This window comes from Cellulosimicrobium marinum (genome assembly GCF_020551945.1).
GTDB classification, from domain to species: Bacteria; Actinomycetota; Actinomycetes; order Actinomycetales; family Cellulomonadaceae; genus Cellulosimicrobium; species Cellulosimicrobium marinum.
In genome coordinates this window covers 173149-199080 of record NZ_JAJBZH010000002.1, presented here as the reverse complement: position 1 = coordinate 199080, position 25932 = coordinate 173149, and the positions used below count along the sequence as shown (strand labels likewise).

The window sequence follows — 25932 nt, the reverse complement described above, 5'->3', positions numbered from 1 at the left end:
CCCTGGAGGTGTGGATCAGCCGCAGCTCACGGCGTCGTACGCGACGTCGTGCTCAGCGGTGCGCCCGTCCCCGGTCGCCGAGACCTGCGCGGTGCCGGCCTCGACCGACGTGGCACGGGTCGCGAACGACTGGTACGCGGACTTGCCGGGCTGGACACCGGTGACCGTGCGCTCGCCGAACGGCGTGCTCAGGGTGATGTCGGCCGGGACCGTGTCGTCGTTCGTGGCACGGACGGCGACGTAGACCTTGCCCGCGAGGCAGCGGGTCTGGACGTCCGCCGAGACGGCCAGCTCGACCGGCTCGTCGGTGAGGTCCTTGACCCGGATGTTGCGGTAGTTGACCCGCTCGCCGCCACCGTGGTTCTGGATCCCGATGAACCCGGTCGACAGGTCGCGCGCCGGGTCCGTGCTCGTGAAGTCGTTGACGAGCACGTCGTTGAGGTAGATCCGGATGCGGTCGCCCTCGACGCGGATGTCGTACGCGTTCCACTGGCCCACGGGGTTGAGCGCGGCCTCGACGGCCTCCGCGTCGGCGCCCTGGAACGTGTAGATCGCACCGGTGGTGCGGTCCGCGGCGTCCGTCGCGTCGATCTGGATCTCGTAGCCCTGGTTGACGGCGACCCACGGGTCGTTGCCCGGGTTCGGGAACCCGATGAACACGCCGCCGTTGTCGTCCTTCGAGAGCTTCCAGTCGAGCTTCAGCGAGTACGGGTTCTGCAGCTCCTCGGCGGTGTACCAGAGCAGGCCCATGCCGCCCTCGCCCTGGATCGAGCAGTCCTCCTGGCGGCCGAAGCCACCCGGACCGGCCATGCGCCAGCCGGCGTCGAGGCTCGCGAGCGTGCCGTCGTACAGGGCCGTGTAGCCCTCCTCGACCTCGCCCGGCGTGCAGATGTCGGGGTTCTCACCGATCGACAGCACGTCGAGGTTGATGTTGCCCTCGTCGCCGGCCTCCATCCGCAGCGTGATGGAGTTGACACCGGCCTCGAGCTCGAGCTCGCGCGTCTGCGTGCCCCAGTTCTTCCAGTCACCGGTCGTCGGGAAGTTCCACTGGCCGAGGTCCTCGCCGTTGACGTGCAGCGAGACGTTCTTCGCGCGCAGCTCGGTGTACGGGTGGATGCCGTTGGCGTAGCGGACGTTGACGGGGTAGGTGCCCGCCTCCTCGACCGTCACCGAGAAGGTGCGGCCGGCGCCGGCGTTCTGCATCCCGGCGGCGAAGCCCGACCCGGAGTAGTTGCTGTGGTCGGCCGCGATGCTCGACCCGCCGAGAGGCTGCGCCAGCTCCGCCTCGTACCAGCCGCGGTCGGCCGGTGCGACGTAGCCCGGGAGCGAGTTGAGGGTGTACCACGCCTCGGTGCTGAGGAGCTCGGCGCCCTCGGCGGAGGCGAACGGCCGCGGCGAGCGCAGGTAGACCACGTGGCCCGGCTTGAGGCCGTCCACCTGGATCGTCACCGTGGTGCGGTCCTCCGAGACGTCGGCCTCGGTGACGAACAGCGGCTGCTCGTCGACCTTCGGGCCGCCGTACTGCTGCGTCGGCACGTAGCGCCACTGCTTGAGCTGGTAGGCGTCGGCCAGGTTCTCCACGACCTCGTCGGACACCGGGTCGGTGTACTCGATCTCGAAGCCGCCCTCGACGACACGCATCTCCTTCATGTCGAAGGAGTCCTCGTTCGCGACCTCGAGCTTCTGGAGACCGAACCGGAGCTTGCCGGACTCGCCCCAGTTGCCGCCCTCACCGGTGCCGCCCACGTACAGCGAGCCGTCCGGGCCGTAGATGACGCGGTTGACGCCCGCCTCGAGGCCCGCGGTGTGGCGGAAGACCGCACCCTGGTACTCGTCGTCGACCTTCTCGAGGAAGGTGCGCTGGATGCCGCCGTAGGTGACGTCGCCGAACAGCATCTGGCCGGCGAACTCGCCGTCCTCGACGAGGATCGGCGCGCTCGGGGAGTTGCCGATCTCGTTCTGCGGGATCCACACCGCGGGCTGCGTCACGGGCTGGTCGTCGAACGGGCCGGCCGGGTTCGTGAAGTGGTTGAAGAAGCGGTCCTGCTCGACGTGCACGAGCTTCGAGCTCGGCAGCCACGCGCCCTGGTTGTCCATGGCGAACAGGTCGCCCTCGGGGCCGAAGCCGATACCGTTCGGCGTGCGCAGACCGCCCGCGACGTACGACACCTCGCCCGTCTCGCGGTCGATCTTGATCGTCGTGCCGCGGTTCTCGGCCGGCTGCGGGTTCGTCGTCGCGCCGCCGTTGTTGATGGCGACGGAGAGATTCACGTAGAAGGAGTTCTCGTCGTGGACGAGGCCGAACGCGAACTCGTGGAAGTTGCCGCCGTCGGGCCACTCGGCGAGCGTGGTGTGGACGTCGTAGAAGCCGTCGCCGTCCGGGTCGGTGAGCTGCGTGAGCTGGTTCCGCTCCGAGACGAAGAGGGAGTCCTCCAGCACCTGGATGCCCATGGGGTTGAGGAGCTCGTCCGCGACCTTGGTCGCCGTGACGTCCTCGGGGCCCGTCGCGTCGACCACGCCGTCGAGGAACCAGACCTCGCCCGACGTCGGGTCGGGACGCCAGCCACCGGAGCTCACCTCGCCCGTCGTGACGACGGCGAGCTGCTCGTCCTCGGTGAACGCCAGGCCGGAGACCTTGGGCTCGAAGCCCTCGGGGCGCAGGTCGACGAGGTCGTAGTTCGGGTTGACCGTGTCGAGGCGCAGGCCGTCGCCCGCGGTGTCCGTGTCGCCCTCGCAGTACTTGTAGCCCGGAGCCGTGACGCGCACGACGCCGGCCTCGGTGCTCAGCGCGGACTCGGGAACCAGCGCGAACGTGGTGCTTCCCGGTGCCTTCCACTCGAGGGTGAGCTCCTGGCCGCCGCCCGCCTCGAAGTACTCGATGAACAGCGCATGGGTGCCCGCGGTGAGCGTCGTGGTGCCGTCCATCGGCTCGGCGCCGTGCAGGCCGTCGTGGTCGATCACGAGCTCGTCGTCGAGGTAGAGCTTCGAGCCGTCGTCGCTCGTGATCCGGAACGTGTACTCGCCCTCGGTCTCGACGGTGAGGTTGGCCGTGACCTGGGACATGAAGTTGTCCTCGGCGCCGAACTGCTCGGCGGTGGACCAGTCGATCGTCGGCATGAGCTTGTCGACGTTCGGGGTCTGGCCGGACTTGAGCGTGCAGATCGAGTCCGGGCTCGACGCGAGCTGGAAGGTCCGCAGCGTCACGCCGGGCTCCTGCTCGGGGAGGTCGTCGGCGACGGCGGGGGCGACCAGGCCGACGGCGAGCAGGGCGCCACCGGTCAGGATCGCGGTGCCGCGTCGGGCTCTGCGGCGCGGGTCCGCCGGTGGTGGGGTGGTGCGTACGAGCATCGTCGCTCCTCATGCGCTGGTTGTTCGGACGAGCCGACGAAGGGCGCAGGGGAACGGACCCGTTGCCCTCCCCGTCGACTGACAACGCTGGCAAGGGTAACAGGCGTTTCGGGCGCTGGGTAGGCGTCTTTTGAACACCAATCGCCAGAAGTGTCCGGGTCGTCGTCGCGGGCGGTGTCCTCTCGCGCCCGGCGTTCCCCCGCCCTAGGCTCCCCGCCATGAGCGACGCGCCCCGGCACGGCACCCCCCAGTCCACGCGCCCCTTCGCGCAGGTCGACGTCTTCGCGGACCGCCCCGGCCTGGGCAATCCCGTCGCCGTCGTCCTCGACGCGTCCGGGCTCACCGACGACGACATGGCCCGCTTCGCGCGCTGGACGAACCTCTCCGAGACGACGTTCGTCCTCCCCCCGACCGAGGACGGTGCGGCCCGCGGCGCCGACTACCGCGTGCGAATTTTCACCCCCGCCGGCGAGCTCCCGTTCGCCGGCCACCCCACGCTCGGCACGTGCCACGCCTGGCTCGAGTCCGGCGGCACGCCCGCCGCGGACGACGTCGTGCAGGAGTGCGGCGTCGGGCTCGTGACCGTCCGGCGGGAGGAGGGGCCCGACGGCGCACCGCGCCTCGCCTTCACGGCGCCCGACCTGCTCACGGACGAGCCCCTCGACGACGACGAGCTCGCCGCTGCCGTCACGGCGCTCGGGATCCCCGAGGACGCCGTCCTCGACCACCGCTCGCTCGACAACGGCCCCGGCTGGCGCGTCCTGCTCCTGGACACGCCCGCCCGCGTCGCCGGGCTCGTCCCCGACTTCTCCCGGTCGCGCGTCACGCACCCCGACCTGAAGATCGGCGTCGTCGCCCTCTACGCCGACGACGACGGCCCGGACGGCGTCGCGGCGGAGGTCCGCGCCTTCGCCGACGACATCGGCGTCGCGGAGGACCCCGTCACCGGGTCGCTCAACGCCGTGATCGGGCAGTGGCTCACGCGCGACGGGCGCCTCCCCGGCCGCTACGTCGCCGCGCAGGGCGCCGCGCTCGGCCGCGCCGGACGCGTCGACGTCGCGCGCGACGCCACCGGCGCCGTCCGCGTGGGCGGCGCGACCGTCACCGTCGTCGCGGGCACGGTCCGCCTGTAGGTCTCGCCGTCGTCGGTCCGCGTCGCGAAAGCCGGTTGCTGCGACGGTCCGCTATGCCGCCGGGTCCAGGCGCGCCGGGCTCGGGTCGGGGATCTCGTCGGGGCGGTAGCGCGGGAGCCGGGACGCGGGCAGGATCGCGGTGGCGCTGAGCCCGGCGAGCAGGAGGAGCCCTCGACGCAGCGTGTCGAGCCGGACCTCCTCGTTGAGCACCACCGCGGCGTCGACCTGCGCCGGGGTGGCGTCGGTCTCCCCGAGCACCACGCGGAGGTCGTCGTTGCTGACGAAGTTGACGTTGTCGAGGTCGACCTGCGCGACGAGGCTCGGCGGCAGCTCCGGGTGCTCGACGACGGCCCTGCCGACGCCGATGCCGAGCAGGGTGACGAGCAGGGCCCCGGCGAGCGCCGTGCCGACGGCCGACGCGAGGTTCTGCGTCGTGCCGCGGATCGACCCCACGTCGCCGGCGAGACGCTTGGGGGCCGCCGTGACGAGGACGTTGAAGACGAGCGTCACGAGCGCCCCCTGGCCCACGCCGAACACGACGAGCCCCAGGATCGTCGGCAGGGTCTCCCAGTTGTTCGTCACGACGAACGCGAGCCACACCAGGGCGACCGTGGTGAGGCAGAACCCGAACACGCCGATCGTGCGCGGCGGATAGCGGTGGTAGAAGCGCACGACCAGCGTGGCGGTGACGAAGACGGTGAGGTTGAACGGCATCATCGCGAGCGACGTGTCGAACGGTGTCCGGCCCTGCACGATCTGGATGTACAGCGGCACCGTGAAGTTCAGCGCGGCCTCCAGCCCGACCACGACGAACATCGCGTAGACGGCGGCGCGCTCGCTGGGCCGGCCGAGCACGCTCAGGTCGACGAGCGGTACCTTGCCGGCCGCGGTGCGCCGGCGCGTCCACCAGAAGAAGGTCTGCCCGAGGACGACGCCGAGGACTACGAAGAGCGGTGCGGGCGAGATCCCGACGACCGAGAAGGGCGCGCCGGGCCTCGCCGTGAGGATCCCCCAGCCGTTGAGGTTGTTGAAGCCGAGCGTGAGCAGGACGATCGCCGCACCGACGAGGGCCGCCGCGACGAGGTCGATCCGGATGCCGGGGTCGCCGCCGTCCGACCGGAGGCGGAAGCTGAGGACGAACACGGCCACGGCGAGGACGAGGACGACCCCGAACACCGGCCGCCACCCGACGAGGGTGCCCAGCGCGCCGCCGATGAAGAACGCGCTCACCCCGGAGATCGCGCGCGCGGACCCGAGCGAGCCGATCGCCGTCGCCTGCTGCGGCCCGTGGTAGTTCTCCGCGACGAGGGCGACCAGCGCGGGCACGATGATGGCGGCCGACGCGCCGGCCACGGCCTGCCCCGCGATCGCCCACCCGACCGTGGGCGACGCGATCATGAGCACGGCCGAGCCCGCGAACGTCGCGACCACGACGCGGAACATCAGCACCCAGCCGACCCGCTGCCCGAGCTTCGCCCCCGTCATGACGAGAGCGGCCACGGCGAGCCCGTAGACCACGATCGTCGAGCTCACGACGGTCGGCGGGACCCCGAACTCCTCGACCATCCCCCCGATGGACACGGGCAGCGCGGCGACGTTGAACGACATCAGCACCTGGGCGAGGAACAGGCCCACCATGGGGACCCACGAGGCGCGCTCCTGCTGGTCGGGCACCTCGGTGACGTCCTGGCTCATGCGGCGGGCTCCTGGTCCTCGGACGGGGTGCGCTCGGGCACCTGGACGGACGACGCGAAGACGTTGAGGCCGAGGCTGCGGGACAGGTGCGCGACGGCGCGCTGGCCGCGCACGCTGTTGCCCGCCGGGTCGAGGCGCGGGGAGAAAGCGCCCACGGCGCCCTTTCCGGGCGCGACGGCGACGAGGCCGCCGGCGACGCCCGACTTGGCCGGCAGGCCGACCTCGAACAGCCACTCCCCCGACCGTTCGTACATACCCGTGGACGCGAGCACGGCGAGCGTGTCCCGGCACACCTGCGCCGACACGACGCGCTCGCCCGTCACGGGGTTCACACCGCCGTCGGCGAGCGTCGCGCCCATGACCGCGAGGTCGCGCGCGGTGACCCGCAGGGCGCACTGCCGGGTGTAGACGTCCACGACCTCCAGCGGGTCGGCCGCGAGGCGCCCGTAGCTCTCCAGAAGGCGGGCGATCGCCTTGTTGCGCTGGTTCGTCGCGACCTCGGAGCGGTAGACGACTCCGTCCATCTCGAGCGGGCGCCCTGCGAACCGGGAGAGCCCCGTCCGGACGTTCTCCCACTGCTCCGCCGGTGTCGCGCCGGGCATGAGTGCCGTGGTGGCGATCGCGCCCGCGTTCACCATGGGGTTCATCGGGTGCCCGGCGTTCAGCTCGACGGCGATCACCGAGTTGAAGGGCAGGCCGGTGTTGTTCACCCCGACGCGCTCCAGCACGCCCTCGTGCCCGGACGCCTCGCACACCAGCGCGTACACGAACGCCTTCGAGATCGACTGGACGGAGAACTCGACGTCCGAGTCGCCGACGGCATGGACAGTACCGCCGCTCTCCGCGACGCACACTCCGAACGATGCCGGGTCGGCCTCGGCGAGCACGGGAATGTAGTCCGCCACCGCACCCTCGTCGTTCCCGCGGTAGCGCTCGTACGCCTCCCGGACGCGGGCCTCGACGCGCTCCCAGCCGGGCAGGGACCCGGTCGACACCTGCTGCTCGACGCCGGCCGAGTCGGTCTCCACGCCCGTCCTCCTGCTCGCAGGGGCGGCCGGGCGGGCGCACGACCGCAGGGCGACCCTCCCACCCGAAAGCACTCGGTGCATCCCGAGCAGGTCCGTAGACTGGCGCAAGTGTCAACAATCCCAACGATTGCCGGGTCGGACCATGCCCTGAGGTCTCTCGTGCAGCGCGCCCGCTGGGCGCTCATGGCGCAGTTCGTGCTCTTCGGGGTGATCGGCACGTCGTGGATGAGCCGGCTGCCGTCGGTGCGCGACGCGCTGGGGCTGAGCTCGGGCCAGCTCGGCGCGCTGCTCGTGGTCGGGGGCGTCGGGTCGCTCGTCGCGGTCGTCGCGACGGGTGCGGTGGTCGCCCGGTTCGGCAACCGCGCGACGCTCGTCGCCGGGACGGTCGGGAACGTCGTGGGTCTCGGGCTCGTCGCGCTCGGCACGGGGACGGGCAGCGTGGGGTTCTTCGCCGCGGGCGCGTTCCTCAACGGCATGAGCGGCGCGCTGGTGAACGTGCCCATCAACATCTGCGCCGCGGGCGTCGAGAAGGCGGTCGGGCGGGCGATCCTGCCGCACTTCCACGCGGCGTTCTCCATCGGCGCGGCGGGCGGCGCCCTCGTCGCCGCGGCCTTCTCCTGGGCGCACGTCGGCATCACCGTGCAGCTCGTCGTCGTCACGCTGGTCGTCGCGGGGCTCCGGGCCGTGCTCGTCGCTCCCGCGACCGCGCTCGCCCCCGAACGGGTCGCTCAGGCGCGCACGGGCGCCGCGCCCGCGGTGACCGTCCCGGGGACGGCCGCCGCGACGTCGGGCACGGCCGACCTGCCCGACGACGCCGCCGCCACCCCCGTCCCCGCACCTCGCCGCGGCGCGGGAGTCCGCGCGGCCCTGGCCGCGTGGCGCGAGCCGCGCACGCTGCTCATCGGGCTCGTGCTGCTCGCGTCGTCGCTGTCGGAGGGGTCGGCGAGCACCTGGCTGTCCATCGCCGTGGTCGACGGCTTCGACGTGCGCGAGGCGCTCGGCGCCGTCGCGTACGGCACGTTCGTCGGGGCGATGACGGTGTTCCGGTTCGCCGGGACGGGCCTCATCGACCGGTTCGGGCGGGTCGCGGTGCTGCGCGCGTCCGGGGTGTCGGCGCTGCTCGGCCTCCTCGCGTTCGGCCTCGCGCCGACGCTTCCTCTCGCGTGGGTCGGGATCGTGCTGTGGGGCTGCGGGGCGGCGCTCGCCAACCCCGTCGCGATCGCCGCGGCGTCCGACGACCCCGCCCACGCCGCGCCGCGCGTCGCCGTCGCGACGTCGTTCTCGACGATCGCGATGCTCTCCGCTCCCCCGCTCCTCGGGCTGCTCGTCGACGGCGTCGGGGCGCGCCACGCCCTGCTCGTCATCTGCGCCGCGACGGTGCTGAGCCTCGCCGTCGCCGGGGCGGTGCGACCGGAGCACGAGCGGCCCCGGGCGGCCGTCAGAGGGTGATGCCGAGCCGTCCGGCGAGGAGCACGACGAAGTCCTGGCAGCTGTAGCGCGCGACCTCGGGGTTCGGCGGCGTCGGGTTGTAGTACATCGTCCTCTCGGTGGCGATCGCCTCCACGGCCTGCTCGATCGCCGCCGTGTGCAGGCCCGACGGTGCCGCCTTCTCCTCGTAGGCGACCCCTTCCGCCTCGGTCTTGCCCGCGTTCCAGATGACCCGGTAGCCGCTGGCCAGGATGAGGTCCACCTGCAGCCAGTAGGGCGGCTCGTCGTGGCCCACCCGGAAGAGGAACCACCAGTGCTTGAGGTGCGGGTTGACCAGGCGGGCCTCCTCCGTGAGGCTCACCTGCTTCTTCACGAGCACCTCGGTGACGACCCCGTCCCGCTTCACCTCGGCGCCCTTGACGGAGACCCCGGCGGGCAGCTTCTGCGCCGAGGCGGGGAGCGCCCGTGGCTCGACCTGTGCCTCGGTCATGCGCTGGACCGCGAGGTCCCCTCGCTCGGCCCCCGCGAGCACCGCCCGGTTGCCGGCGGCCCGCTGGAGCGCGGTCAGGTGCGGCGCACCACCGGACCCCGGACGTGCCGCGGACGCTCCGCGCCGCGCCCCGCCCCCGTCCCGGGACGTCGGCACGGATCGCGACCGCTCCCGTACCTCGTGGTCGTCGCGGTGTCGCACGTCCCTCCCCGGTGTCGGTCTGCTCGACCGTACGGACACGCCCCCGGAGAGCGCCCGGGCGCTCGGGCCGGTTCGCGGGCACGATGCCCCGCCCCTTCGGGCAGGGTCGGGCGGAGGACCAGGGACGCGGGACGGCCCACCGCGCCCGTCACGGTTGCGGCGGTGCGGGCTCGGTGGGCCGGAGGGCGCGGTGGCGGGGTGTCGTCAGCCCCGCAGACCGAACAGGGACGTGTAGCTGCGCCGAGCGTTGCCGAACGAGTCCACGGGGTTCGGCGGGACGGCGGTCGTCGGGGCGTTGTCCTGCTCCCAGATCCCGTAGCGGGCACCGCGCGCCTTGGTCGCACGCAGGAACTCGCGGTAGGGCAGGTCACCCGCGTCGAACTCGATGATGTCGAAGCCGTTCGGGTTGGCCTCGTTGCGCGCGCCGTCCTTGAGGTGCAGGAGCGGGAAGCGGTGCGGGTTGGCGCGGACGTAGTCGATGGGCTCGAAGCCGGGGTAGCGGTACTGCCCGACGAAGGCCCAGTACACGTCCATCTCGAGGAAGACCGTGTCGGGGTCGGTGTTGTCGAAGAAGACGTCGTAGAGGCGCACGTCGGGCTGGTCCGTGGCGAACGCGAACTCCCCGGCGTGGTTGTGCTGGTAGAGCTTGAGGCCGGCGGCGCGCGCGCCTGGGCGCCCCACGTGTTGAACTCCTCGGCCGCGGCGAGGTACCCGTCCACGGTGTTGACGTTGGTCGGGGCGTTCGCCGTCCCGACGTGCGGCATGCCCAGGATGTTGGCGATCTCCAGCTGGCGGGGCAGGTCGTTGCGCAGGGCGTTGAGGCTCACGTGGGAGCCGACGGCGCTCAGGCCGTTGTCGTCGAGGAGCTGGCGGATCTCCTCGGGCGTGATGGGTCCGACGTCGCGCTGGGTGTACCCGGCGAACTCGATCTCGGAGTACCCGATGTCGGCGAGCTCCTCGAACACCGCGCGGAAGCCGAGGCTCGAGACCTTGTCGCGGATCGAGTAGAGCTGGATGCCGATGTTGTTCGGCGGGATCAGTCGGCCGTTGCCGGCTGCGCGGACACCCGCGGCGGCGGGGGCGGCGGGCGCTGCCGTCGCCGACTGGGCGGCGGCGGTTCCGAGGCCGACCGCGACGGTCGAGGTCGCGAGCGCCTTGATCAGGCTGCGACGCGTCATCTGGGACGTGCTCATCGTCTCTCCTTTGAGGGATGAAGGGGGCGTGCGAGGGCGTGAGGGCTGACCTGCGAAATACACCTACCACTCGGTCGTCATCGTACGACCCTTTCGACGACTGTCAATCAAAAGTGCGCAGCTGGTTGATCGGCGTCGACAGGCTCACCGGCCTGCTCAGGCCCCGACGGGTCGCGTCCGACGCTCGAGCAGCTCGAGCACGTGCTCGTAGTCGTGCCCCGTGGCGCGGGACATGCCCGACTCGCACGTCCGGTTGTTCGACACGTAGGCGTCGTACCGGCCCGCGGGGAGCCCCGCCGCGCGTCGCGCGACCTCCGCGCTCTCCGCCGCGGTCGCCGCCGCCGTCAGCTCCGGGTGCAGCATCCCGCGGTCCCCCGCAAAACCGCAGCAGCCCCACGCGGCCGGCACCTCCGCGCGCTCCGCGACGGCCTCGGCCACCGCGCGCAGGTCGTCCACCGCGCCCAGGTGCACCGTCGCGCACGTGGGGTGCACGACGACGTCCCCCGCCTTCTCCACCTCGACGCCCCGCTCCGCGAGCGCCGGCAGCACGTCCGTGCGCACGAACGTCACCGCGTCGACGAACCGCAGGCGCGCGAAGCGCTCGCGCTCGACCGGGTCGGCGAGCCGGTGCCCGGACTCGACGAGCCCGTGCGTGCAGCTCGACGCGTCGCACACGACGGGGAGCTCGCCACCGCGCGTCGCCGTCCACAGGGCGTCGGTGACGCGGCGGGCCATGGCGGCGGCGCCGTCGGTCAGGCCCTTGGAGGACCAGGGCGTGCCGCAGCACAGGCTGCCGACGGCGTCGGGCACGGCGAGCGCGATGCCGGCGCGCTCGCACAGGGTGCGCAGCGCGGACGCGGCCCCCGCGCCGTCGCCGCCGGGCTCGAACATCTCGCCGGTGCACGACGCGAGGAGCACCGCGCGGGGCGCGGTCCCGGGCGCCGCGTCACCGTGCGTGGCGCCGACGGGCGTGGCGTCACGACGCGGGCCGGGACCGGGGAGGTCGGCGCCCGCGAGGGGCACGACGTCCGTCCCGAGCACCGCCCGACCCACCTGGGACGCGCCGCGCACGAGCGGCGTCGGCAGGGCGTCCGCGACGGCGAGCGCGCCGCGCACGCCCGTGAGGACGCCGCCCCAGTGCTCGGCGGCGAGCACGCCCCCGCGCTGCACGAGGGACCCGTGCCCGCGGGCGCGGTGGCCCTTCATGACGGCGCCGGTGTCGATGCCGACGGGGCACGCCTCGACGCACAGGGAGTCGACGGCGCACGTCTGCACGCCCGCGTAGTCGTAGGCGCGCTCGAGCTCGGCGCGCTCGGCCGGGCTCGCGGACGCCATCTCCTTGAGCAGCGCGATGCGCTGGCGGGGGGTGGTGGTGACGGTGCGCGACGGGCAGCCCGGCTCGCAGTAGCCGCACTCCACGCAGCGGTCGACGAGCGGCGCGTCCTCGCCTCCCGCGGACGCCTCGACCTTGAGGTTCTTCAGGTGCTCGTCAGGGTCGTCGCTGAGCACGACGCCCGGGTTGAGCAGGCCCTGCGGGTCGAGCAGGCGCTTGACCTCGCGCATGACGTCGTAGAGCTCGTCGCCGTACTGGCGGCGCACGAACGGCGCCATGATGCGGCCGGTGCCGTGCTCGGCCTTGAGGGTGCCGCCGTGCGCGAGGACGAGGTCGACGAGGTCGTCGCTGAACGCCGCGTAGCGGTCGAGCTCGGCGGCCTCGCCGAGGCGCGGCGTGATCATGAAGTGCAGGTTGCCGTCCTTGGCGTGCCCGAACGTCACGGCGTCGTCGTAGCCGTGCCGGGCGAACACACCGGCGAGGTCCCGCACGGTCGTGGTGAGGTCGCCGACGGGGACGGCGACGTCCTCCAGCAGGGCGGTGCTGCCCGCGGGGCGCGCGCCCGCGACGGCGGTGTACAGGCCCTTGCGCACGCGCCACAGGCGCTCGCGCGTCGCGGGGTCGGTCGTGAGGTCGGCGGGGACCTCGAGGCGCAGCCCGCCGACGACGTCGCGCGCGGCGTCCTGCAGCGGCGCGAGCGCGTCCGGGGTGGCGGCGCGGTACTCGACGAGCAGGGCGGTCTGGTCGGTGATGCCCGCGCCCGCGGCGAGCGCGCGCATGCTCGGGTCGGCGGCGGGGTCCGCCGCGGCCACCCGCAGGGACGCGGCGTCGAGCAGCTCGATCGCCTCCGCCCCGGACGCGGCGAGCGGGACGAGGGCGTCGGTCGCGCGCTCGATCGAGTCGAGCACGAGGAGCGTCGTCGCGGCGTGCGTGAGCAGCGGCACGGTGCGGAAGGTGACGTCGGCGACCCACCCGAGGGTGCCCTCGGAGCCGACGAGCAGGTGCTCGAGGATCTTCGCGGGCGTGTCGTGGTCGAGCAGCGCGTTGACCGAGTAGCCCATGGTGTTCTTCATCGCGAACTGCCGCTCGATCTCCGCGCGCGCGGTCGCGCTCGACCGCACCCGGTCGCGCAGCGCGGCGAGACCGGCGTGGACCTCGGGGCGCAGGGCGCGCAGGCGGTCGTCGGCGTCGGGTGCGCCGGTGTCGAGGACCGTGCCGTCGGCGAGGACGACGGTCATCGCCTCGACGGTCCGGTACGCGGTGCGGGTGGTGCCGGACGACATGCCGGACGAGTTGTTCGCGACGACGCCGCCGACGGTGCAGGCGATCTCGCTCGCCGGGTCGGGCCCGAGGCGGCGACCGTGCCGCAGCAGGTGCGCGTTGACGAGCCGCAGGGTGGCGCCGGGCTCGCACCGCACGCGCTCGCCGCCGTCGAGCACCTCGACGCGCGTGAACCGGGTGCGCGTGTCCACGAGCACGCCGCCGCCCGACGCCTGCCCGGACAGGCTCGTGCCCCCCGAGCGGAACGTCACGGGCAGCCCACGGCGGTGCGCCTCGCCCAGCGCCGCGACGACGCCGTCACGGTCGTGGGCGCGCACCACCACGTCGGGACGCAGGAGGTAGTGCGACGCGTCGTGCGCGTGCGCCACCCGCGTGAGCAGGTCGGTCCGCAGCTCGAAGCCGTCCGCGGCGTCGGTCACGCCCGCTCCTTCCGCTCCGCCCGGCGGTCGTACCCGAGCCGGTGCGGCTGCACCGCCTGGTAGGTGGCCCGCAGGTTCTCCGTCGTGCGCTCGAACAGGCGCTGCGCGACGCGGACGAAGAGGAAGTCGACGAGCGCGAGCTGGGCGATGCGGCTCGACAGCGCGCCGGACCGGAACTGCGTCTCGCGCGCCGTGGTGGTGAGGACGAGGTCGGCGTGCGCGACGAGCGGCGACTCGGGGAAGTTCGTCACGGCGACGGTGGTGGCGCCGCGCTCGTGCGCGATGCGCAGCGCGTGGTTCGTCTCGACGGTGAGGCCGCTGTGCGAGACGCCGACCGCGACGGCGCCGGGCCCGAGCAGCGCGGCGGACTGGAGCTGGACGTGCGGGTCGGGCGACGCGAAGCACACGAGCCCGATCCGCTGAAGCTTCTGGGCGAGGTCCTGGGCGGTGAGCCCGCTCGACCCCACGCCGAACAGGTCGATGCGCGGTGCCTCGGCGACGGCGGCGGCAACCCGGTCGAGCGCGTCGAGGTCGAGGGCGCGCGCCGTCTCCTCGATCGTGCGGGCCTCGTGGAACGCGATCTTCTCCACGACGTCCTGCACGGTGTCGTCGGGGTCGATCTCGCCGTGCGCGACGTTGGACCGCTCCGCCTCGACCTCGCGCCGGCTCGTCGCCTGGGCGAGGTCGATGCGGAACTCGGGGTACCCGGCGTAGCCGACGGCGCGGCAGAACCGCACGACGGTCGCCTGCGACGTCCCGACGAGGGCCGCGAGCTCGGTGATGGTCTTGCCGACGACGGACGCCGGGTCGGCGAGGACCGCCTCGGCGATCCGCACCTCCGCGGGCCGGAGCGTGGGCAGGGCCTGGCGGATCCGGACGAGACCGTCAGCGGCCATGGGGGTCCTCCTCGGTGAGGGCGGGTGTCGGGTCGAGCGTGAGCCAGGTGGGGTGCCCGACGACGTCCCGCGGCTCGTGCGCGAGGCGTGCCGCGAGGTGCAGCGCACCGTCGAGCGGGCTGCCCGCGGCGGGGACGAGCTCGGCGTCGGGGCGCAGCACGGCGAAGCGGGCCCGGAACGCGTCGGTGAGCAGCGGTCCGATCCCGAGGACGCCGCCGGTGGCGGCGGCGAGCGGGGGCACGCCGTCGACGAGCGCGGCGGCGAGGGTCGTCGCGAGGTGGGTGCCGGCGGCGGCGACGACCTGACGTGCGACCGGGTCGCCGTCGCCCGCGCACGCCGCGACGTCGGGCGTGAAGGACGCGAGGACCTGGGCGCGGTCGGCGCGCGTGTAGAGCTGGGCGGGCCACGTGGGGACGGGGCCGAACCGTGCGGTGGCGGCGTCGAGCAGGGCCCGGGACCCGCCTGCTGCCCGGCCGTCGTGCGCGGCGACGGCGGCCTGGAGGCCCTGCGCGCCGATCCACGACCCGGCGCCGAGGTCGCCGAGCAGGTGGCCCCACCCGTCGACGCGGTGCCACGTGGCGCGCAGGTCGGTACCGAGAGCGATCGCGCCGGTGCCGACGGCGACGACGGCGCCGCCCCGGCCGCCGAGCGCGCCGAGGTGCGCGGTGAGCGCGTCGGCGGCGACGGCCGTGCGCAGGCCGGTGCCGTGGGGCCCGAGGCGGTCGTGCAGGGCGCGGTGCAGCTCGGCGGGGTCGCGGACGAGGGTCGCGAGCCCGGTGGCGCCGACCGCGGCCGCCCGCACGTGTCGCACGTGCGGGGCGGTGCGGTGGAGGTCGTCGAGCAGGCTCGTCACGACGTCGACGGCGTCGCTGCCCTCGGGACGGATCGCGACAGGTCGGCCGGCGAGCACGAGGGGGTCGGAGCCGTCCGGCGCGACAGGGCGCGCGACGAGCCGGCTCCCCGACCCGCCGACGTCGAGCGCGACGAGCCACCCGTCGTCGGTCGCGCTGCTGCTCACGCGTGCCAGTATGGCACAAAGTTTCACGCAAGCCAGCGAGTTTGAAGATTGTCACCACACGATGGGGGAACTCCTGGTCCGAGCGTAGCGAGCGATCAGTCCACCGGGAAGGTCACCCACAGGCACTTCGTCGTCCCCTCGGTGAACCACCCGACGTCGAGCGCGAGCGTCCGCGCGAGGTGCAGACCCAACCCTCCGGCCCCCGGCACCCGCTCCCCCGCATACACCGGCGGCGTCGTCACCTCGTGGTCCGCCACCTCGAGGAGCCACGACTCTCCCGAGCGCCGCAGCCGCACGATCGTCGGCGGCCGGCCGTGCTCCAGCGCGTTCGTCGCCAGCTCCGAGGCCACGAGCACCACCCGCTCCGGCGTCGACGCGAGCCCGACGTCCGGCGCCGCCTCCCCGTCGCGCAGCAGGTCGCCGAGCTCGCCGCGCAGCGTGCTCAGCTCCGCCACCGAGTCCAGCGTCCACTCGCGCACCGGCTCGAAGTGCTCCGGCGGGCGGGACAGCGGCAGACCGCCGTCCTCGGCGGGAACGGCGATCGTCGTCTCCTCGGCTGGGCTCAACGGCATGCCTCCTGGGTCGCTACCAACGGACGACGCCCGCGTACGCCGTCCCCGGACGGCCACGGGCGCCGTCGTCGAGCGTGGCACGGGCGCGCCCTCTTCGCACCCGTACCGTGGCGCTCCTCGGGCTCAGCCGGTCACCTCGACGACGTCCGGCAGGGTGTACTCGCGCGCGAGCACGCTCGCGTGGGGACGGTAGACGCGGAACAGGAAGTTCCAGCCGTCGGTGATGTCCAGGCGGTTCGGCTTGTCGCCCACCACGTCCGCGGACCCGAAGTACACCGTGAAGGTGCCGTCGTCGTTGTACTGGGTGGTAGCGGGGCTGAGGGTGGCGACGTCGGAGTGGAAGAACGCGTCGTCGCCGTACACGGCGATCGACCAGAACGCGTCGCACGGGGGCACGGAGTACGTCGCGACGTACCCCTTCGACGCGTCGGCGGGGCCCGTGTAGTTGATGTACACAGCCTCCTGCTCGGGGAAGAGGCCCCACGCGCCCGCGACGGCGAGGTGGCGGGTCGCCTCGTCGACCTCGCCGCGGCGCCCCATCCACCCGGACGGGTACTGGCCGTAGGTGCGGAACTCCTTCTCGTACTCGGCGCGCAGCGCGAACATCGAGTCGTAGTCCCAGTCCGCCGGGACGAACGTCTCCGCGCTGCCCGCCTCGATCCGGAAGCGGTGCAGCACCTCGACGACGTGGGCGATCTCCTCCTCGTCGCGCATGTCGTGCAGCTCGACGCGGGGCACGGCGACGCAGTACCGCGTGGGGGAGGTGATCTCGTGCCACCCCGGCTCGTGGAGCACGTCGACCGTGTAGTGGTCGTTGTCGATCACCATGAGCGAGACGTACCGGCCGTCGGCGACCTCCGGGACGTACACGCGCGCCCCCTCGGCGGTGTCGATCACGCCGCCGCCGTAGAGCGTGTCACGGTTCATCCGCACGACCGGCTGCTCGTCCGTCGGGACGGGCCGCTCGATGAGGTAGAACGCGTTGATCCGTCCTCCGGCGCGCTGCTGGAAGACGGCGAACCGCCCGTCCACCTCCGCACGGATGTACGTCTCGGGCGTCACGGTCGTGGTCATCGTCGCTCCCCGTCGTCGGTGTCGTGGCCAACCTAGCCGCGTCCGCCGGGACGGGCTACGGGAGCGCCGGGCCGACCCATGCGGGGTGGCGGGCGTCGTCGACCCGCACGACGACGTCCGCGGACACCTCGGGGCGTACTTCCTCGGTGTACCGCGCGTAGGCGGCGAGCGTCCACGCGTCCGCGGGGTCGGTGCGGCGCGCGAGGGTCGCCGGTCGCAGCGCGAGGTGCACGGTGAGGTCCGTCGCGAGCCCCCGACCGAGCGCGAGCGACCCGTCGAGCACGACGACGAGACCGGGCTCCACGTCGACGAACGGCGCTCGCGTGGGCCGGTCCGTCACGGGGTCGCGCAGGCTCGTCACGTACCGGCCGCGCCCGCCCGGCCCGACGGCGTCCAGCACCTCGCGGTTGAGGCCCGCCACGTCGACCGTGTCGTCGAGCAGCGCGTCCGCGTCCTCGCGGCCGCGTTCCAGGCGCAGCGACGCGGGCCGCCAGAAGTCCCGCACCCGCACCCGGGCGACGGGCCGGCCGGCCGCGCGCAGCGGGTCGACGAGCACGTCTGCGAGCGCCTCGGGCCGTGCCGACGGGTGCCCGTCGACGAGGACGCGGACCGCTCCCCCGGTCGCCGGGACCGCGAGCGTCCGCGCCACCACGCGCTCCACGAGGACGTCGTCGCTCACCGGCTCCACCTGCACGCCGCCAGCATCGCACCACGGTCGTCACGTCCGCTCCGCCCAGGCCCTGCGCTCGGCCGCGGGCAGCTTCTCCACCGCCGCGCGCAGGGTCGCGCGCGGCATCGCGGCGGCGTGCTCGTCGAGGAACGCCGTGAACCGCTCGGGCTCGACGTCGCCGACGACCCGCAGCATCCAGCCGACGCCCTTCTGGACGAACGGCTCCGGGTCGTCGCGCAGGACCTCGGCGAGGCGCAGCGTGTCGTCCACCTGTCCCTTGCGCAGGAACGCCGCGGTGGCGACGACCGCGGCGCGGCGCCGTGGCCAGTCCGGGGCGCGCGCGAGCTCGTCGAGGACGTCGCGCGGGCGGTCGAGCAGCCACGTGCCGAGCACCTGGTGCGCGGTGAGGTCGACGAGGTCCCACGCGTCGACGCGGTCGTGGCGGCGCAGCAGCAGGTCGACGAGCTCGGCGTGCCGGGCGGTCTCGACGCGGCGCGCGGTCGCGGCCTTGCCCATGATCGAGCACGCGCCGGCGCGCACCTCGTGCACGCGGTCCTCCAGGAGCAGCTCGATCTCGCCGACCGGCATCGCGAGGGACCGTTTCGCGAGCGCGAAGACGTCGCCCATGCGCACACCGACGAACGAGTCGTCGCCGGGGAAGAAGCGCGTGTACCGCGTCCTCTGCTCGCGCGTCGCGAGCGCGAGCAGGTCGGTGCGGAACGCGGCCGCGGTGGGCGGCGGGGCGTCGGCCGGCTGGGGTCCGTTCGCGGCGGCCATGTCAGCGCGGGGCCATCCGGATGGCGCCGTCGAGGCGGATCACCTCGCCGTTGAGCATGGGGTTCTCGACGACCGCCCGCACGAGCCGCGCGAACTCGTCCGGCCGTCCGAGGCGGCTCGGGTGGGGCACCTGCGCGGCGAGGGACGCCTGCGCGTCGTCGGGCAGCGACGCCATCATGGGCGTGCGGAACGTCCCGGGCGCGATCGTCATGACGCGGACGCGGTGGTGGGCGAGGTCGCGCGCGAGCGGCAGCGTGAGGCCCGCGACGGCGGCCTTGGACGCGGCGTAGGCGGCCTGGCCCACCTGGCCGTCGTACGCCGCGACGGACGCGGTCTGCACGACGACGCCGCGCTCCTCCCCCGGCACGTCGTCGCCCTCGCCCGCGGCCGGGTCGGGCAGGAGGTCGAGCGCGAGCATGCGCTCGGCGGCGAGGCGGACCACGTTGAACGTCCCGGCGACGTTGACGTCGAGCACGCGCCGGAACGCGGCGAGGTCGTGCACGCCGTTCCTGCCGAGCACGCGCTGCGCGTGCACGACCCCCGCGCACGTGACGACGATCCGCGCACCGCCGAGGTCGTCCGCGACGTCGAGGGCGCGTGCGACGTCGTCCTCGTCGGTGACGTCCGTGGGGACGAAGCGGGCGGCGTCGCCGAGCGCCCGGGCGACCTCCGCGCCGTCGGACGACCCCAGGTCCGCGACGACGACCCGCGCCCCTGCCGCGACCAGGTCCTCGGCCGTGGCCCGGCCCAGGCCCGAGGCCCCTCCCGTGACGAGCGCCACCGTGCCGTCGATCCGCATCCCGACCCCTTCGCCGACCTGCCGGGCACCGTCGCCCGCTGCTCCGACCGTACGCGGTGCGGGGGCGTGCGGGCACGGCAGGATGGGAGGCATGACCCTCTACGACATCCCGTTCCAGGCCATGGACGGCTCCACCCGCACCCTCGGCGAGCACCGCGACGACGTCGTCATGGTGGTCAACGTGGCGTCGCGGTGCGGGCTCGCCCCGCAGTACGCGACGCTCGAGCGGATGCAGAAGGAGTACGGCGAGCGTGGCTTCCAGGTGATCGGGTTCCCGAGCAACCAGTTCCTCCAGGAGCTCGGCAGCAACGAGGCGATCCAGGAGTTCTGCTCCCTGACGTACGGCGTCACGTTCCCCGTGGTCGACCGCGTGCGCGTCAACGGCCGTCACGAGCACCCGCTCTACACAGAGCTGAAGAAGACGCCGGACGCGGACGGCAAGGCGGGGCGCGTGACGTGGAACTTCGAGAAGTTCGTCGTGCTGCCCGGCGGCGAGGTGCACCGCTTCCGGCCGCGTACCGAGCCGGACGACCCGGCGGTCGTCACGCTCGTCGAGGCGAACCTGCCGCGCTGACGACGCCTCAGATCTCGGCGCCCCACCACCACAGCAGGCCGGCCCACACGAGCGGGAGGTCGTCCCGGTCGACACGGTCGACCCGGAGACGGCGGGTGGTCGCGTCGCGGAGGAGCTCGGCGAGGACCGTGTCCCCGCGGCGCACCTGCCGGATGACGGTCCAGCCCGAGGCGTGGTCGGTGACCTTGTGACACGTCAGCGGGGCGTCGTGGTGTGCACCCACCGGGAGGACCTCCACGACCCTGCGGCCTGCGACCCGCCGGAAGCCGAACGTCGCGACGGGTACGCCGTCGGGCAGCTCGACGCGCCGTTGCGGCCCCGTCGGGCGAACCCCGGCCGGTTCGTCCGTGATCCGCAGGAGCATCCGACCGTCCGGGGCGACCAGCTCGACGCCACGCGGCTCGACGTGGCCGCCGTGGACGTCCGACAGCACGAGGTCGACGAGACCCCAGGCCTTCTCGGATCTCGTCGCGGGCCGTTCGGGAAGCCGGTGGAGGAGCGGTCGGTGCGGCCCGTCCGCCGTGAACACCTCTCCGGCCCACCCGAGCGCGTCGACGTCCCCGCGGGCGGGGGTGAGGCCGAGCTCGACGCCGACGGGGAGCGCGCTCAGCACCTCGTCCTTCCGCAGGGAGGGGCGGTCGGACACGCGGGCCGGGACGCCGCTCGGGGGAGCCTGCGGACCGAGCGGCCCTCCGGGGGCAAGAAGTCTCCGCGCGACGTCGCGCGCCGACGTCTCCACCCTCGCTCGCACGGCGCGTCCCCGGTCGAGCCACCGGTCCGGCCCGGGGAGGTTCGTCGGGTCGTCTGCCACAGGCGCAGGGTAGCGGTGCGTCCTCGTCGCCCGTGCCCGGACATGCCGGTGCCCTCGTCGGCAGGGGGTATCGACGAGGGCACCGTGAACGACCGGGCTGCGGGGCCCTGGTCGTCGTGGTCCCACGGTAGAACGCGAACTGGACGGCCGTCCAGTTCTGCGTCGGGTGATCTGTACCTCAGTCCTGCGGCGGGATCGGGTGCTCGGCGAGCGCCGTCGCCACGGCGTGCAGGTTGTGGGCCATGAGGCGCCCGGTGCTCTGCGCCCACTCGTGCCCGTGACCGGTCTGGACGTAGTCCGGCCCGGGGCCCGGACCCTGGTTCCAGTACGTCCACGCCTGCCCCGGGACCGTGTAGCCGATGTCGCCGAGCGCCCCGGAGATCTCGGAGATCACGTGGTGGGCACCGTCCTCGTTGCCCGTCACCACGACGCCCGCGACCCGGCCGTACGCGACCGGCCGGCCCTCGTCGTCCTGCTCCGACAGCATCGCGTCCATCCGCTCGAGCATGCGCTGCGCGACGGACGACGGCCGCCCCACCCACGTCGGGGTGAGGACCACGAGGATCTCCGACTCGAGGAGCCGGGCGTGGACGCTCGGCCACTCGTCGCCGTCGCCGAAGTCCGTCACGACCCCGGGCGGGACGTCGAGGTCGACCAGGCGGACGTGCTCCACCGTGACGCCGCGGTCCTGCAGCGCCTCGGCGACGACCCGCCCCAACGTCTCCGTGTTGGACGGCTCGGGCGACCTCTTCAGCGTGCAGCTCACGAACAGGGCTCTCATCGCGCACCTCCTCACCACGACGCTAGGCGGACCCCGCGCACTCACCACTCGGGGCCGGGTCCCGTCGTCGGTCGGCGCGCTGCCCCGGCCCTGGGGTGCGAGCGCGTCGGCCCGGTGCTCGACTGACGGACGCCGGTCCCGCCCCGCGACCCGGGGCCGGCAGGGACGAGACGGAGGGAACGCCATGCGAGCACTCACCTGGCAGGGACGCGAGAACGTGAGCGTCGAGGACGTGCCCGACCCACGCGTCGAGGAGCCCACGGACGCGGTCGTCCGGGTGACGTCGACCGCGATCTGCGGGTCGGACCTGCACCTGTATGGCGTGCTCGGCATGTTCCTCGACGCCGGGGACGTGCTGGGCCACGAGGCGATGGGCGTCGTCGAGGAGGTCGGGTCGGCGGCGGGCGACCTGCGCGTCGGGGACCGCGTCGTCGTCCCCTTCACCATCTCCTGCGGTCGCTGCTGGATGTGCGTGCGCGGGCTGCAGACGCAGTGCGAGACGACGCAGGTGCGGCCCCAGGACAAGGGCGCCGCCCTCTTCGGGTACACGCGCCTGTACGGGCAGGTGCCCGGCGGGCAGGCGCAGTACCTGCGCGTGCCGCAGGCCCACTACGGGCCCGTCGTCGTGCCCGACGACGGCACGCCCGACGAGCGGTACCTCTACCTCTCGGACGTCCTGCCCACCGCGTGGCAGGCCGTCGAGTACGCGGCCGTGCCCGAGGGCGGCAGCGTCGTCGTCCTCGGGCTCGGGCCGATCGGCCAGATGGCCGCACGGATCGCGCGCCACCGCGGCGCAGGACTGGTCGTCGGGGTCGACGCCGTCCCCGAGCGCCGGGCGATGGCGGACCGCCACGGGGTGCGCACCGTCGACCCGGGGGCCGTCGACGACCTCGTCACCGCGCTGCGCGACGTGACGGGCGGGCGCGGGCCGGACGCGGTGATCGACGCCGTTGGCATGGAGGCGCACGGCTCGCCCGTGGCCGAGGCGACGCAGAAGGTCGTCGGGACGATGCCCGACGCCCTCGCCGCACCCCTCACCGAGAAGGTCGGCACCGACCGGCTCGCCGCCCTGTACACCGCGTTCGACGTCGTCCGGCGGGGCGGCACCGTGTCGATCAGCGGGGTGTACGGCGGCGCGAAGGACCCGCTGCCGATGATGCAGCTCTTCGACAAGCAGGTGACGCTCCGGATGGGCCAGGCCAACGTGCGCCGCTGGACGGACGACATCCTGCCCCTCGTGCAGGACGACGCCGACCCGCTCGGCGTGCTCGACCTGCGCACCCACCGCGTCCCGCTCGAGCAGGCGCCCGAGGCCTACCGCACGTTCCAGCGCAAGGAGGACGGGTGCATCAAGGTCGTGCTCGACCCGTGGGCGAGGGAACGCCCGTGACCGGCAGCGCGACGGGCCGGACCACCGACCGCGACCTGCTGGAGACGTACCTCGACGACCACGTCGCGGGTGCCACGGTGGGCCTGAGCCGTGTCGAGCGCATGGCGCGGGCGTACCGGGGCACGTTCGTGGGCGACGTCGTCGGGCCGATGGAGGACCAGCTGCGCGAGGAGCGCGAGTTCCTCCTCGACACGACCCGCGACCTCGGCTTCCACGTGAGCCGGTACAAGGTGGTCCTCGCCACGGTCGCGGAGCGCGTCGGGCGCCTCAAGCCCAACGGGCGGGTCGTGCACGCGTCGCCCCTGTCCGCTCTGCTCGAGGTCGAGATCCTGCGCGGCGCCGTCATGGGCAAGCTCAGCGGGTGGCGCACCCTCTTGCAGCTGCCCGACGACGTGCGCGTCGACCGCGACCACGTCGCCACCCTGGAGGGGCAGGCCCAGGAGCAGGTCGAGGCCCTGACCGCGCTCCTCGAACGGCTGCGCGTCGCGGCGCTGACGCGCCCCGAGCGCTGAGGATGGCCGGAGGTCCGCAGGCGTACGCCGCTGCCCGCGGCGAGGACCCGCCGTACCGTGACTCTGTGGAGAGCACGTGGTTCACGGACGCGACCGAGCCCAGCGCCGTCGGGCGAGAGGCCCGGGACGTCGACTGGGAGTCGACGCCGCTCGGCCCGCCGAGCGGCTGGTCGACGGCGCTGCGCCACGTCGTGCGACTCTGCTTCTCCACGCGGTTCCCGGTGATGCTCGTGTGGGGCCCCGACCTCACCCTGATCTACAACGACGGGTACCGCGACATGCTCGGCACCCTCAAGCACCCCGCCGCCCTGGGAGCGCCCGCCCGCGTGGTGTGGGGGGAGATCTGGGACGACGTCGGCCCGCTCTTCGACAGCGTGCTGCGGACCGGGCTGCCCACCTGGACCGAGGACATGGTCCTGCACATGAACCGGTCCGGGTTCGTCGAGGAGACGATGTTCACGTTCTCCTACAGCCCGCTCCTCGACGACGACGGCACCGTCGCCGGCGTGCTCGACATCGCGACGGAGACGACGGTGCAGGTGCGGACGCGACGTCGTCTCGCCGCGCTCGACGGCCTGCACGTCGCGGTCCCCACGACCTACGACGACATCGGCGCCTTCGCCGGCTCCGTGATGAGCGCGCTCGCGGCCAGCAGCGACATCTCGCGGGCCGCCTTCTACGGCGCCGAGCACGGCAACGTGGAGCTCGTCGCCGAGAGCGCACCCCCGCGGTCGTCGGTCGCGGAACGCGCCCTGCTCGACGACGCCCTGCGGCACCGGCAGTTCGTCGTCGACGGGACCACGGCGGTGGCGCCCCTGCGCGGCGCGGAGGGCGACGGGGCCGCCGGGGTGCTCGTGCTGGAGGCGAACCCGAGCCAGCCCATGGACCGGGAGTACGTCCAGTTCCTGTCGGTCGTGTGCTCCACGATCAGCTCCGGCCTGCGGGGCGCCCTCACGCAGCGGCGCGCGCTCGACAGCCTGCGGCGGCGCGCCGAACGCTCCGAGGAGGAGACGGTACGGGCCCGGGAGACGTCGCTCGCGCTGCAGAACGCCGCCCTCGCCGCGCCCCCGCAGCCGGAGGGCCTGGAGATCGCGGTGCTCTACCGGCCCGCCTCGGACGAGCGGGCCATCGGCGGCGACTGGTACGACGCGTTCCTCACCCGGGACGGGGCGACGATGCTCGTGGTCGGCGACGTCGTCGGGCACGACCTCCCCGCGGCGGCCGCGATGATGCAGGTGCGCGGCCTCGTGCGGGCGATCGGCTACGACACGGGCGGGGCCCCCGCCGACGTCCTCGCACGGACCGACGACGCGGTGCGCGGCCTGGCGCTGGGCGAGTCCGCCACGGCGACCGTCGTCGCCGCCCGCGTGGACCCCGCGCAGGACCCGGGCGGCGCGCGCACCCTGCGGTGGTCGAGCGCCGGCCACCTGCCGCCGCTCCTGCTGCGCGCGGACGGCACCGCGGAGCTCGTGTGGCGACGCTCCGACCTCCCGCTGGGACTGGTGCCCGACCTGCCGCGCACCGAGCACGCGCTGACGCTCCACTACGGCGACACCGTGCTCCTGTACACCGACGGCCTCGTGGAACGCCGCGACGTCGGGCTGCGCGAGCGCCTGGACGAGCTGGTCCGCACCGTCACCGGCGCGCCCCCGGACGACCTCGACCACTTCGCCAGGGCGCTCCTCGACACGCTGCAGCCCGCCGGGCGCGAGGACGACGTCGCGGTCGTCGCCCTCCGCGTGTCAGCCGGCCCGCCACCGGGCGTGCCACATGGCGGGTTGTAGACCGTGACCTTTCGACGTCGAGGGCGTCGTCGGCCAGCAGCCGTGGTCGACGACGCGCACCGGAGGCTCAGGGCGCGCCCCCGGGCCCGACGTCCGGAACCGGTCGCTGCGCCGCCTCGGACGGCGAGGTCACCTCACCGTTCTCCGCGATGTCGGAGATCAGCCACTCCATCTCCGCGATCTCACGCCGCTGCGCCTCGATGATCTCGTCGGCGAGCCGACGGACGCGCACGTCGTCGATGTCGGCGCGCTCGCTCGTGAGGATCGCGATGGAGTGGTGCGGGATCATCCCTTTCATGTAGGCGCGGTCGTCGACGAGCGCCTGCGAGCGCGACAACGCGAGAGCGCCGGCGCCGACCAGGAGCGCGACGAGGACGATCGCGACGTTGACCCGCACGTCGCGGTACATGCGCCCCCACATGAACCCCAGCATGACGATCGTCATCGCCGCTCCCATGAGCACCGCCATGTAGACGCGCTCCTCGCTGAAGCGGACGTGGTCGAGCGCGAACACGTTCGTGTACGTGAGGCCGAACATCACGACCGTGGAGGTCGCGATCATCGCCGCGAACCGCCCGTAGGTACGCCACGGGCTCTCACCGCCGTGGTCGCCCGCACCGGAGCCGTGGCTCGTGCCCTGCTGCGTCGTCATGGTCCTCCCCTTCGTCGACCTGCTCCGTCGTCGTCGCGACCGTAGGCACCGGTGCCGTCGCCCCGCATGGCGT

23 protein-coding genes are annotated in these 25932 nt (G+C 73.6%); 7 read left to right on the top strand and 16 right to left on the bottom strand.

Going from position 1 to position 25932, the window contains the following annotated elements; genetic code table 11:
• Positions 1-15: 15 nt before the first annotated feature.
• On the bottom strand, positions 16-3348 hold the full coding sequence (locus LGQ04_RS04755; protein ID WP_229242556.1) for a 3-keto-alpha-glucoside-1,2-lyase-like domain-containing protein: 3333 nt from the start codon (positions 3346-3348) through the stop codon (positions 16-18).
• 218 nt (positions 3349-3566) lie between these two features.
• Here LGQ04_RS04755 and LGQ04_RS04750 point away from each other — a divergent pair, with 218 nt between their 5' ends.
• Positions 3567-4481, top strand: a complete 915-nt coding sequence (locus LGQ04_RS04750; RefSeq protein WP_229242555.1) for a PhzF family phenazine biosynthesis protein — start codon at positions 3567-3569, stop codon at positions 4479-4481.
• Positions 4482-4532: 51 nt separating this feature from the next.
• On the opposite strand, the gene LGQ04_RS04745 is transcribed toward LGQ04_RS04750, so the two are convergent.
• Both LGQ04_RS04745 and glsA read right to left on the bottom strand, forming a co-directional pair.
• On the bottom strand, positions 4533-6176 hold the full coding sequence (locus LGQ04_RS04745; RefSeq protein ID WP_229242554.1) for an MFS transporter: 1644 nt from the start codon (positions 6174-6176) through the stop codon (positions 4533-4535).
• Positions 6173-7204: a glutaminase A gene (glsA, locus tag LGQ04_RS04740; protein ID WP_229242553.1), complete on the bottom strand. Its 1032-nt coding sequence runs from the start codon at positions 7202-7204 to the stop codon at positions 6173-6175. The genes LGQ04_RS04745 and glsA overlap by 4 nt, the downstream gene beginning before the upstream one ends.
• A 108-nt stretch (positions 7205-7312) precedes the next feature.
• On the opposite strand from glsA, the gene LGQ04_RS04735 reads away from it, so the two are divergent.
• On the top strand, positions 7313-8653 hold the full coding sequence (locus LGQ04_RS04735) for an MFS transporter (RefSeq protein WP_229242552.1): 1341 nt from the start codon (positions 7313-7315) through the stop codon (positions 8651-8653).
• Here LGQ04_RS04735 and LGQ04_RS04730 read toward each other — a convergent pair.
• Positions 8643-9122, bottom strand: coding sequence for a hypothetical protein (locus LGQ04_RS04730; protein ID WP_229242551.1), 480 nt, complete (start codon positions 9120-9122; stop codon positions 8643-8645). The two genes, LGQ04_RS04735 and LGQ04_RS04730, sit on opposite strands and share 11 nt — an antisense overlap.
• A gap of 405 nt (positions 9123-9527) precedes the next feature.
• Complete coding sequence (locus tag LGQ04_RS04725; protein WP_229242550.1) at positions 9528-10004, bottom strand: sugar phosphate isomerase/epimerase family protein; 477 nt, start codon at positions 10002-10004, stop codon at positions 9528-9530.
• A 146-nt stretch (positions 10005-10150) separates the two neighbouring features.
• Here LGQ04_RS04725 and LGQ04_RS04720 point away from each other — a divergent pair, with 146 nt between their 5' ends.
• Entirely contained in the window at positions 10151-10537 is a 387-nt protein-coding gene (locus LGQ04_RS04720; RefSeq protein ID WP_229242549.1) for a hypothetical protein, read from the top strand.
• Positions 10538-10672: 135 nt separating this feature from the next.
• On the opposite strand, the gene LGQ04_RS04715 is transcribed toward LGQ04_RS04720, so the two are convergent.
• The 8 genes from LGQ04_RS04715 to LGQ04_RS04680 form a co-directional block, all read right to left on the bottom strand.
• Positions 10673-13549, bottom strand: a complete 2877-nt coding sequence (locus tag LGQ04_RS04715) for an FAD-binding and (Fe-S)-binding domain-containing protein (protein WP_229242548.1) — start codon at positions 13547-13549, stop codon at positions 10673-10675.
• Entirely contained in the window at positions 13546-14445 is a 900-nt protein-coding gene (locus LGQ04_RS04710; protein ID WP_229242547.1) for a MurR/RpiR family transcriptional regulator, read from the bottom strand. The genes LGQ04_RS04715 and LGQ04_RS04710 overlap by 4 nt, the downstream gene beginning before the upstream one ends.
• Entirely contained in the window at positions 14435-15463 is a 1029-nt protein-coding gene (locus LGQ04_RS04705; protein ID WP_229242546.1) for an N-acetylglucosamine kinase, read from the bottom strand. Before LGQ04_RS04705 ends, LGQ04_RS04710 begins: the two co-directional genes overlap by 11 nt.
• Positions 15464-15558: 95 nt before the next feature.
• Positions 15559-16029, bottom strand: coding sequence for an ATP-binding protein (locus tag LGQ04_RS04700; RefSeq protein ID WP_229242545.1), 471 nt, complete (start codon positions 16027-16029; stop codon positions 15559-15561).
• A 129-nt stretch (positions 16030-16158) separates the two neighbouring features.
• The gene (locus LGQ04_RS04695; RefSeq protein WP_229242544.1) at positions 16159-17109 is read right to left on the bottom strand and encodes a DUF1214 domain-containing protein; all 951 of its coding nucleotides are present in this window, start codon (positions 17107-17109) and stop codon (positions 16159-16161) included.
• A 55-nt stretch (positions 17110-17164) separates the two neighbouring features.
• A complete protein-coding gene (locus LGQ04_RS04690) occupies positions 17165-17788 on the bottom strand; it encodes a nucleoside/nucleotide kinase family protein (protein ID WP_229242543.1) in 624 nt (207 codons plus the stop codon).
• A gap of 39 nt (positions 17789-17827) precedes the next feature.
• Positions 17828-18556: a DNA alkylation repair protein gene (locus LGQ04_RS04685; RefSeq protein WP_229242542.1), complete on the bottom strand. Its 729-nt coding sequence runs from the start codon at positions 18554-18556 to the stop codon at positions 17828-17830.
• Between the two features lies 1 nt (position 18557).
• The gene (locus tag LGQ04_RS04680; RefSeq protein ID WP_229242541.1) at positions 18558-19355 is read right to left on the bottom strand and encodes an SDR family NAD(P)-dependent oxidoreductase; all 798 of its coding nucleotides are present in this window, start codon (positions 19353-19355) and stop codon (positions 18558-18560) included.
• Between the two features lie 91 nt (positions 19356-19446).
• Between LGQ04_RS04680 and LGQ04_RS04675 the strand changes: the two genes are divergently transcribed.
• Positions 19447-19929, top strand: a complete 483-nt coding sequence (locus LGQ04_RS04675; protein WP_229242540.1) for a glutathione peroxidase — start codon at positions 19447-19449, stop codon at positions 19927-19929.
• A 7-nt stretch (positions 19930-19936) separates the two neighbouring features.
• Here LGQ04_RS04675 and LGQ04_RS04670 read toward each other — a convergent pair whose 3' ends face one another.
• On the bottom strand, positions 19937-20740 hold the full coding sequence (locus LGQ04_RS04670) for a hypothetical protein (protein ID WP_229242539.1): 804 nt from the start codon (positions 20738-20740) through the stop codon (positions 19937-19939).
• A gap of 178 nt (positions 20741-20918) precedes the next feature.
• Positions 20919-21521 carry a flavodoxin family protein gene (locus LGQ04_RS04665; RefSeq protein WP_229242538.1) on the bottom strand — a complete coding sequence of 201 codons (603 nt, stop codon included), beginning with the start codon at positions 21519-21521 and terminating at the stop codon, positions 20919-20921.
• A gap of 184 nt (positions 21522-21705) precedes the next feature.
• On the opposite strand from LGQ04_RS04665, the gene LGQ04_RS04660 reads away from it, so the two are divergent.
• The 3 genes from LGQ04_RS04660 to LGQ04_RS17640 all read left to right on the top strand — a co-directional run bounded on the left by LGQ04_RS04660 (position 21706) and on the right by LGQ04_RS17640 (position 25207).
• On the top strand, positions 21706-22911 hold the full coding sequence (locus LGQ04_RS04660) for a zinc-dependent alcohol dehydrogenase (RefSeq protein ID WP_229242537.1): 1206 nt from the start codon (positions 21706-21708) through the stop codon (positions 22909-22911).
• A complete protein-coding gene (locus LGQ04_RS04655; RefSeq protein WP_229242536.1) occupies positions 22908-23423 on the top strand; it encodes a hypothetical protein in 516 nt (171 codons plus the stop codon). The genes LGQ04_RS04660 and LGQ04_RS04655 overlap by 4 nt, the downstream gene beginning before the upstream one ends.
• A 65-nt stretch (positions 23424-23488) precedes the next feature.
• Positions 23489-25207 (top strand): PP2C family protein-serine/threonine phosphatase, encoded by a 1719-nt coding sequence (locus LGQ04_RS17640; RefSeq protein WP_229242535.1) that lies wholly within the window; start codon positions 23489-23491, stop codon positions 25205-25207.
• A 67-nt stretch (positions 25208-25274) separates the two neighbouring features.
• Here the strand turns inward: LGQ04_RS17640 and LGQ04_RS04645 are convergent, their stop codons facing one another.
• Positions 25275-25859 carry a DUF305 domain-containing protein gene (locus tag LGQ04_RS04645; protein WP_229242534.1) on the bottom strand — a complete coding sequence of 195 codons (585 nt, stop codon included), beginning with the start codon at positions 25857-25859 and terminating at the stop codon, positions 25275-25277.
• Between the last annotated feature and the right edge of the window lie 73 nt (positions 25860-25932).

Bases quoted from the DNA above. Each gene is read 5' to 3' on its own strand.
- LGQ04_RS04675 (WP_229242540.1), top strand. From the start codon at position 19,447: ATGACCCTCTACGACATCCCGTTCCAGGCCATGGACGGCTCCACCCGC.
- LGQ04_RS04645 (WP_229242534.1), bottom strand. From the start codon at position 25,859: ATGACGACGCAGCAGGGCACGAGCCACGGCTCCGGTGCGGGCGACCAC.
- LGQ04_RS04750 (WP_229242555.1), top strand. From the start codon at position 3,567: ATGAGCGACGCGCCCCGGCACGGCACCCCCCAGTCCACGCGCCCCTTC.
- LGQ04_RS04730 (WP_229242551.1), bottom strand. From the start codon at position 9,122: ATGACCGAGGCACAGGTCGAGCCACGGGCGCTCCCCGCCTCGGCGCAG.
- LGQ04_RS04685 (WP_229242542.1), bottom strand. From the start codon at position 18,556: ATGGCCGCCGCGAACGGACCCCAGCCGGCCGACGCCCCGCCGCCCACC.
- LGQ04_RS04745 (WP_229242554.1), bottom strand. From the start codon at position 6,176: ATGAGCCAGGACGTCACCGAGGTGCCCGACCAGCAGGAGCGCGCCTCG.
- LGQ04_RS04665 (WP_229242538.1), bottom strand. From the start codon at position 21,521: ATGAGAGCCCTGTTCGTGAGCTGCACGCTGAAGAGGTCGCCCGAGCCG.
- LGQ04_RS04695 (WP_229242544.1), bottom strand. From the start codon at position 17,109: ATGACCACGACCGTGACGCCCGAGACGTACATCCGTGCGGAGGTGGAC.
- LGQ04_RS04755 (WP_229242556.1), bottom strand. From the start codon at position 3,348: ATGCTCGTACGCACCACCCCACCACCGGCGGACCCGCGCCGCAGAGCC.
- LGQ04_RS04660 (WP_229242537.1), top strand. From the start codon at position 21,706: ATGCGAGCACTCACCTGGCAGGGACGCGAGAACGTGAGCGTCGAGGAC.
- LGQ04_RS04680 (WP_229242541.1), bottom strand. From the start codon at position 19,355: ATGCGGATCGACGGCACGGTGGCGCTCGTCACGGGAGGGGCCTCGGGC.
- LGQ04_RS04710 (WP_229242547.1), bottom strand. From the start codon at position 14,445: ATGGCCGCTGACGGTCTCGTCCGGATCCGCCAGGCCCTGCCCACGCTC.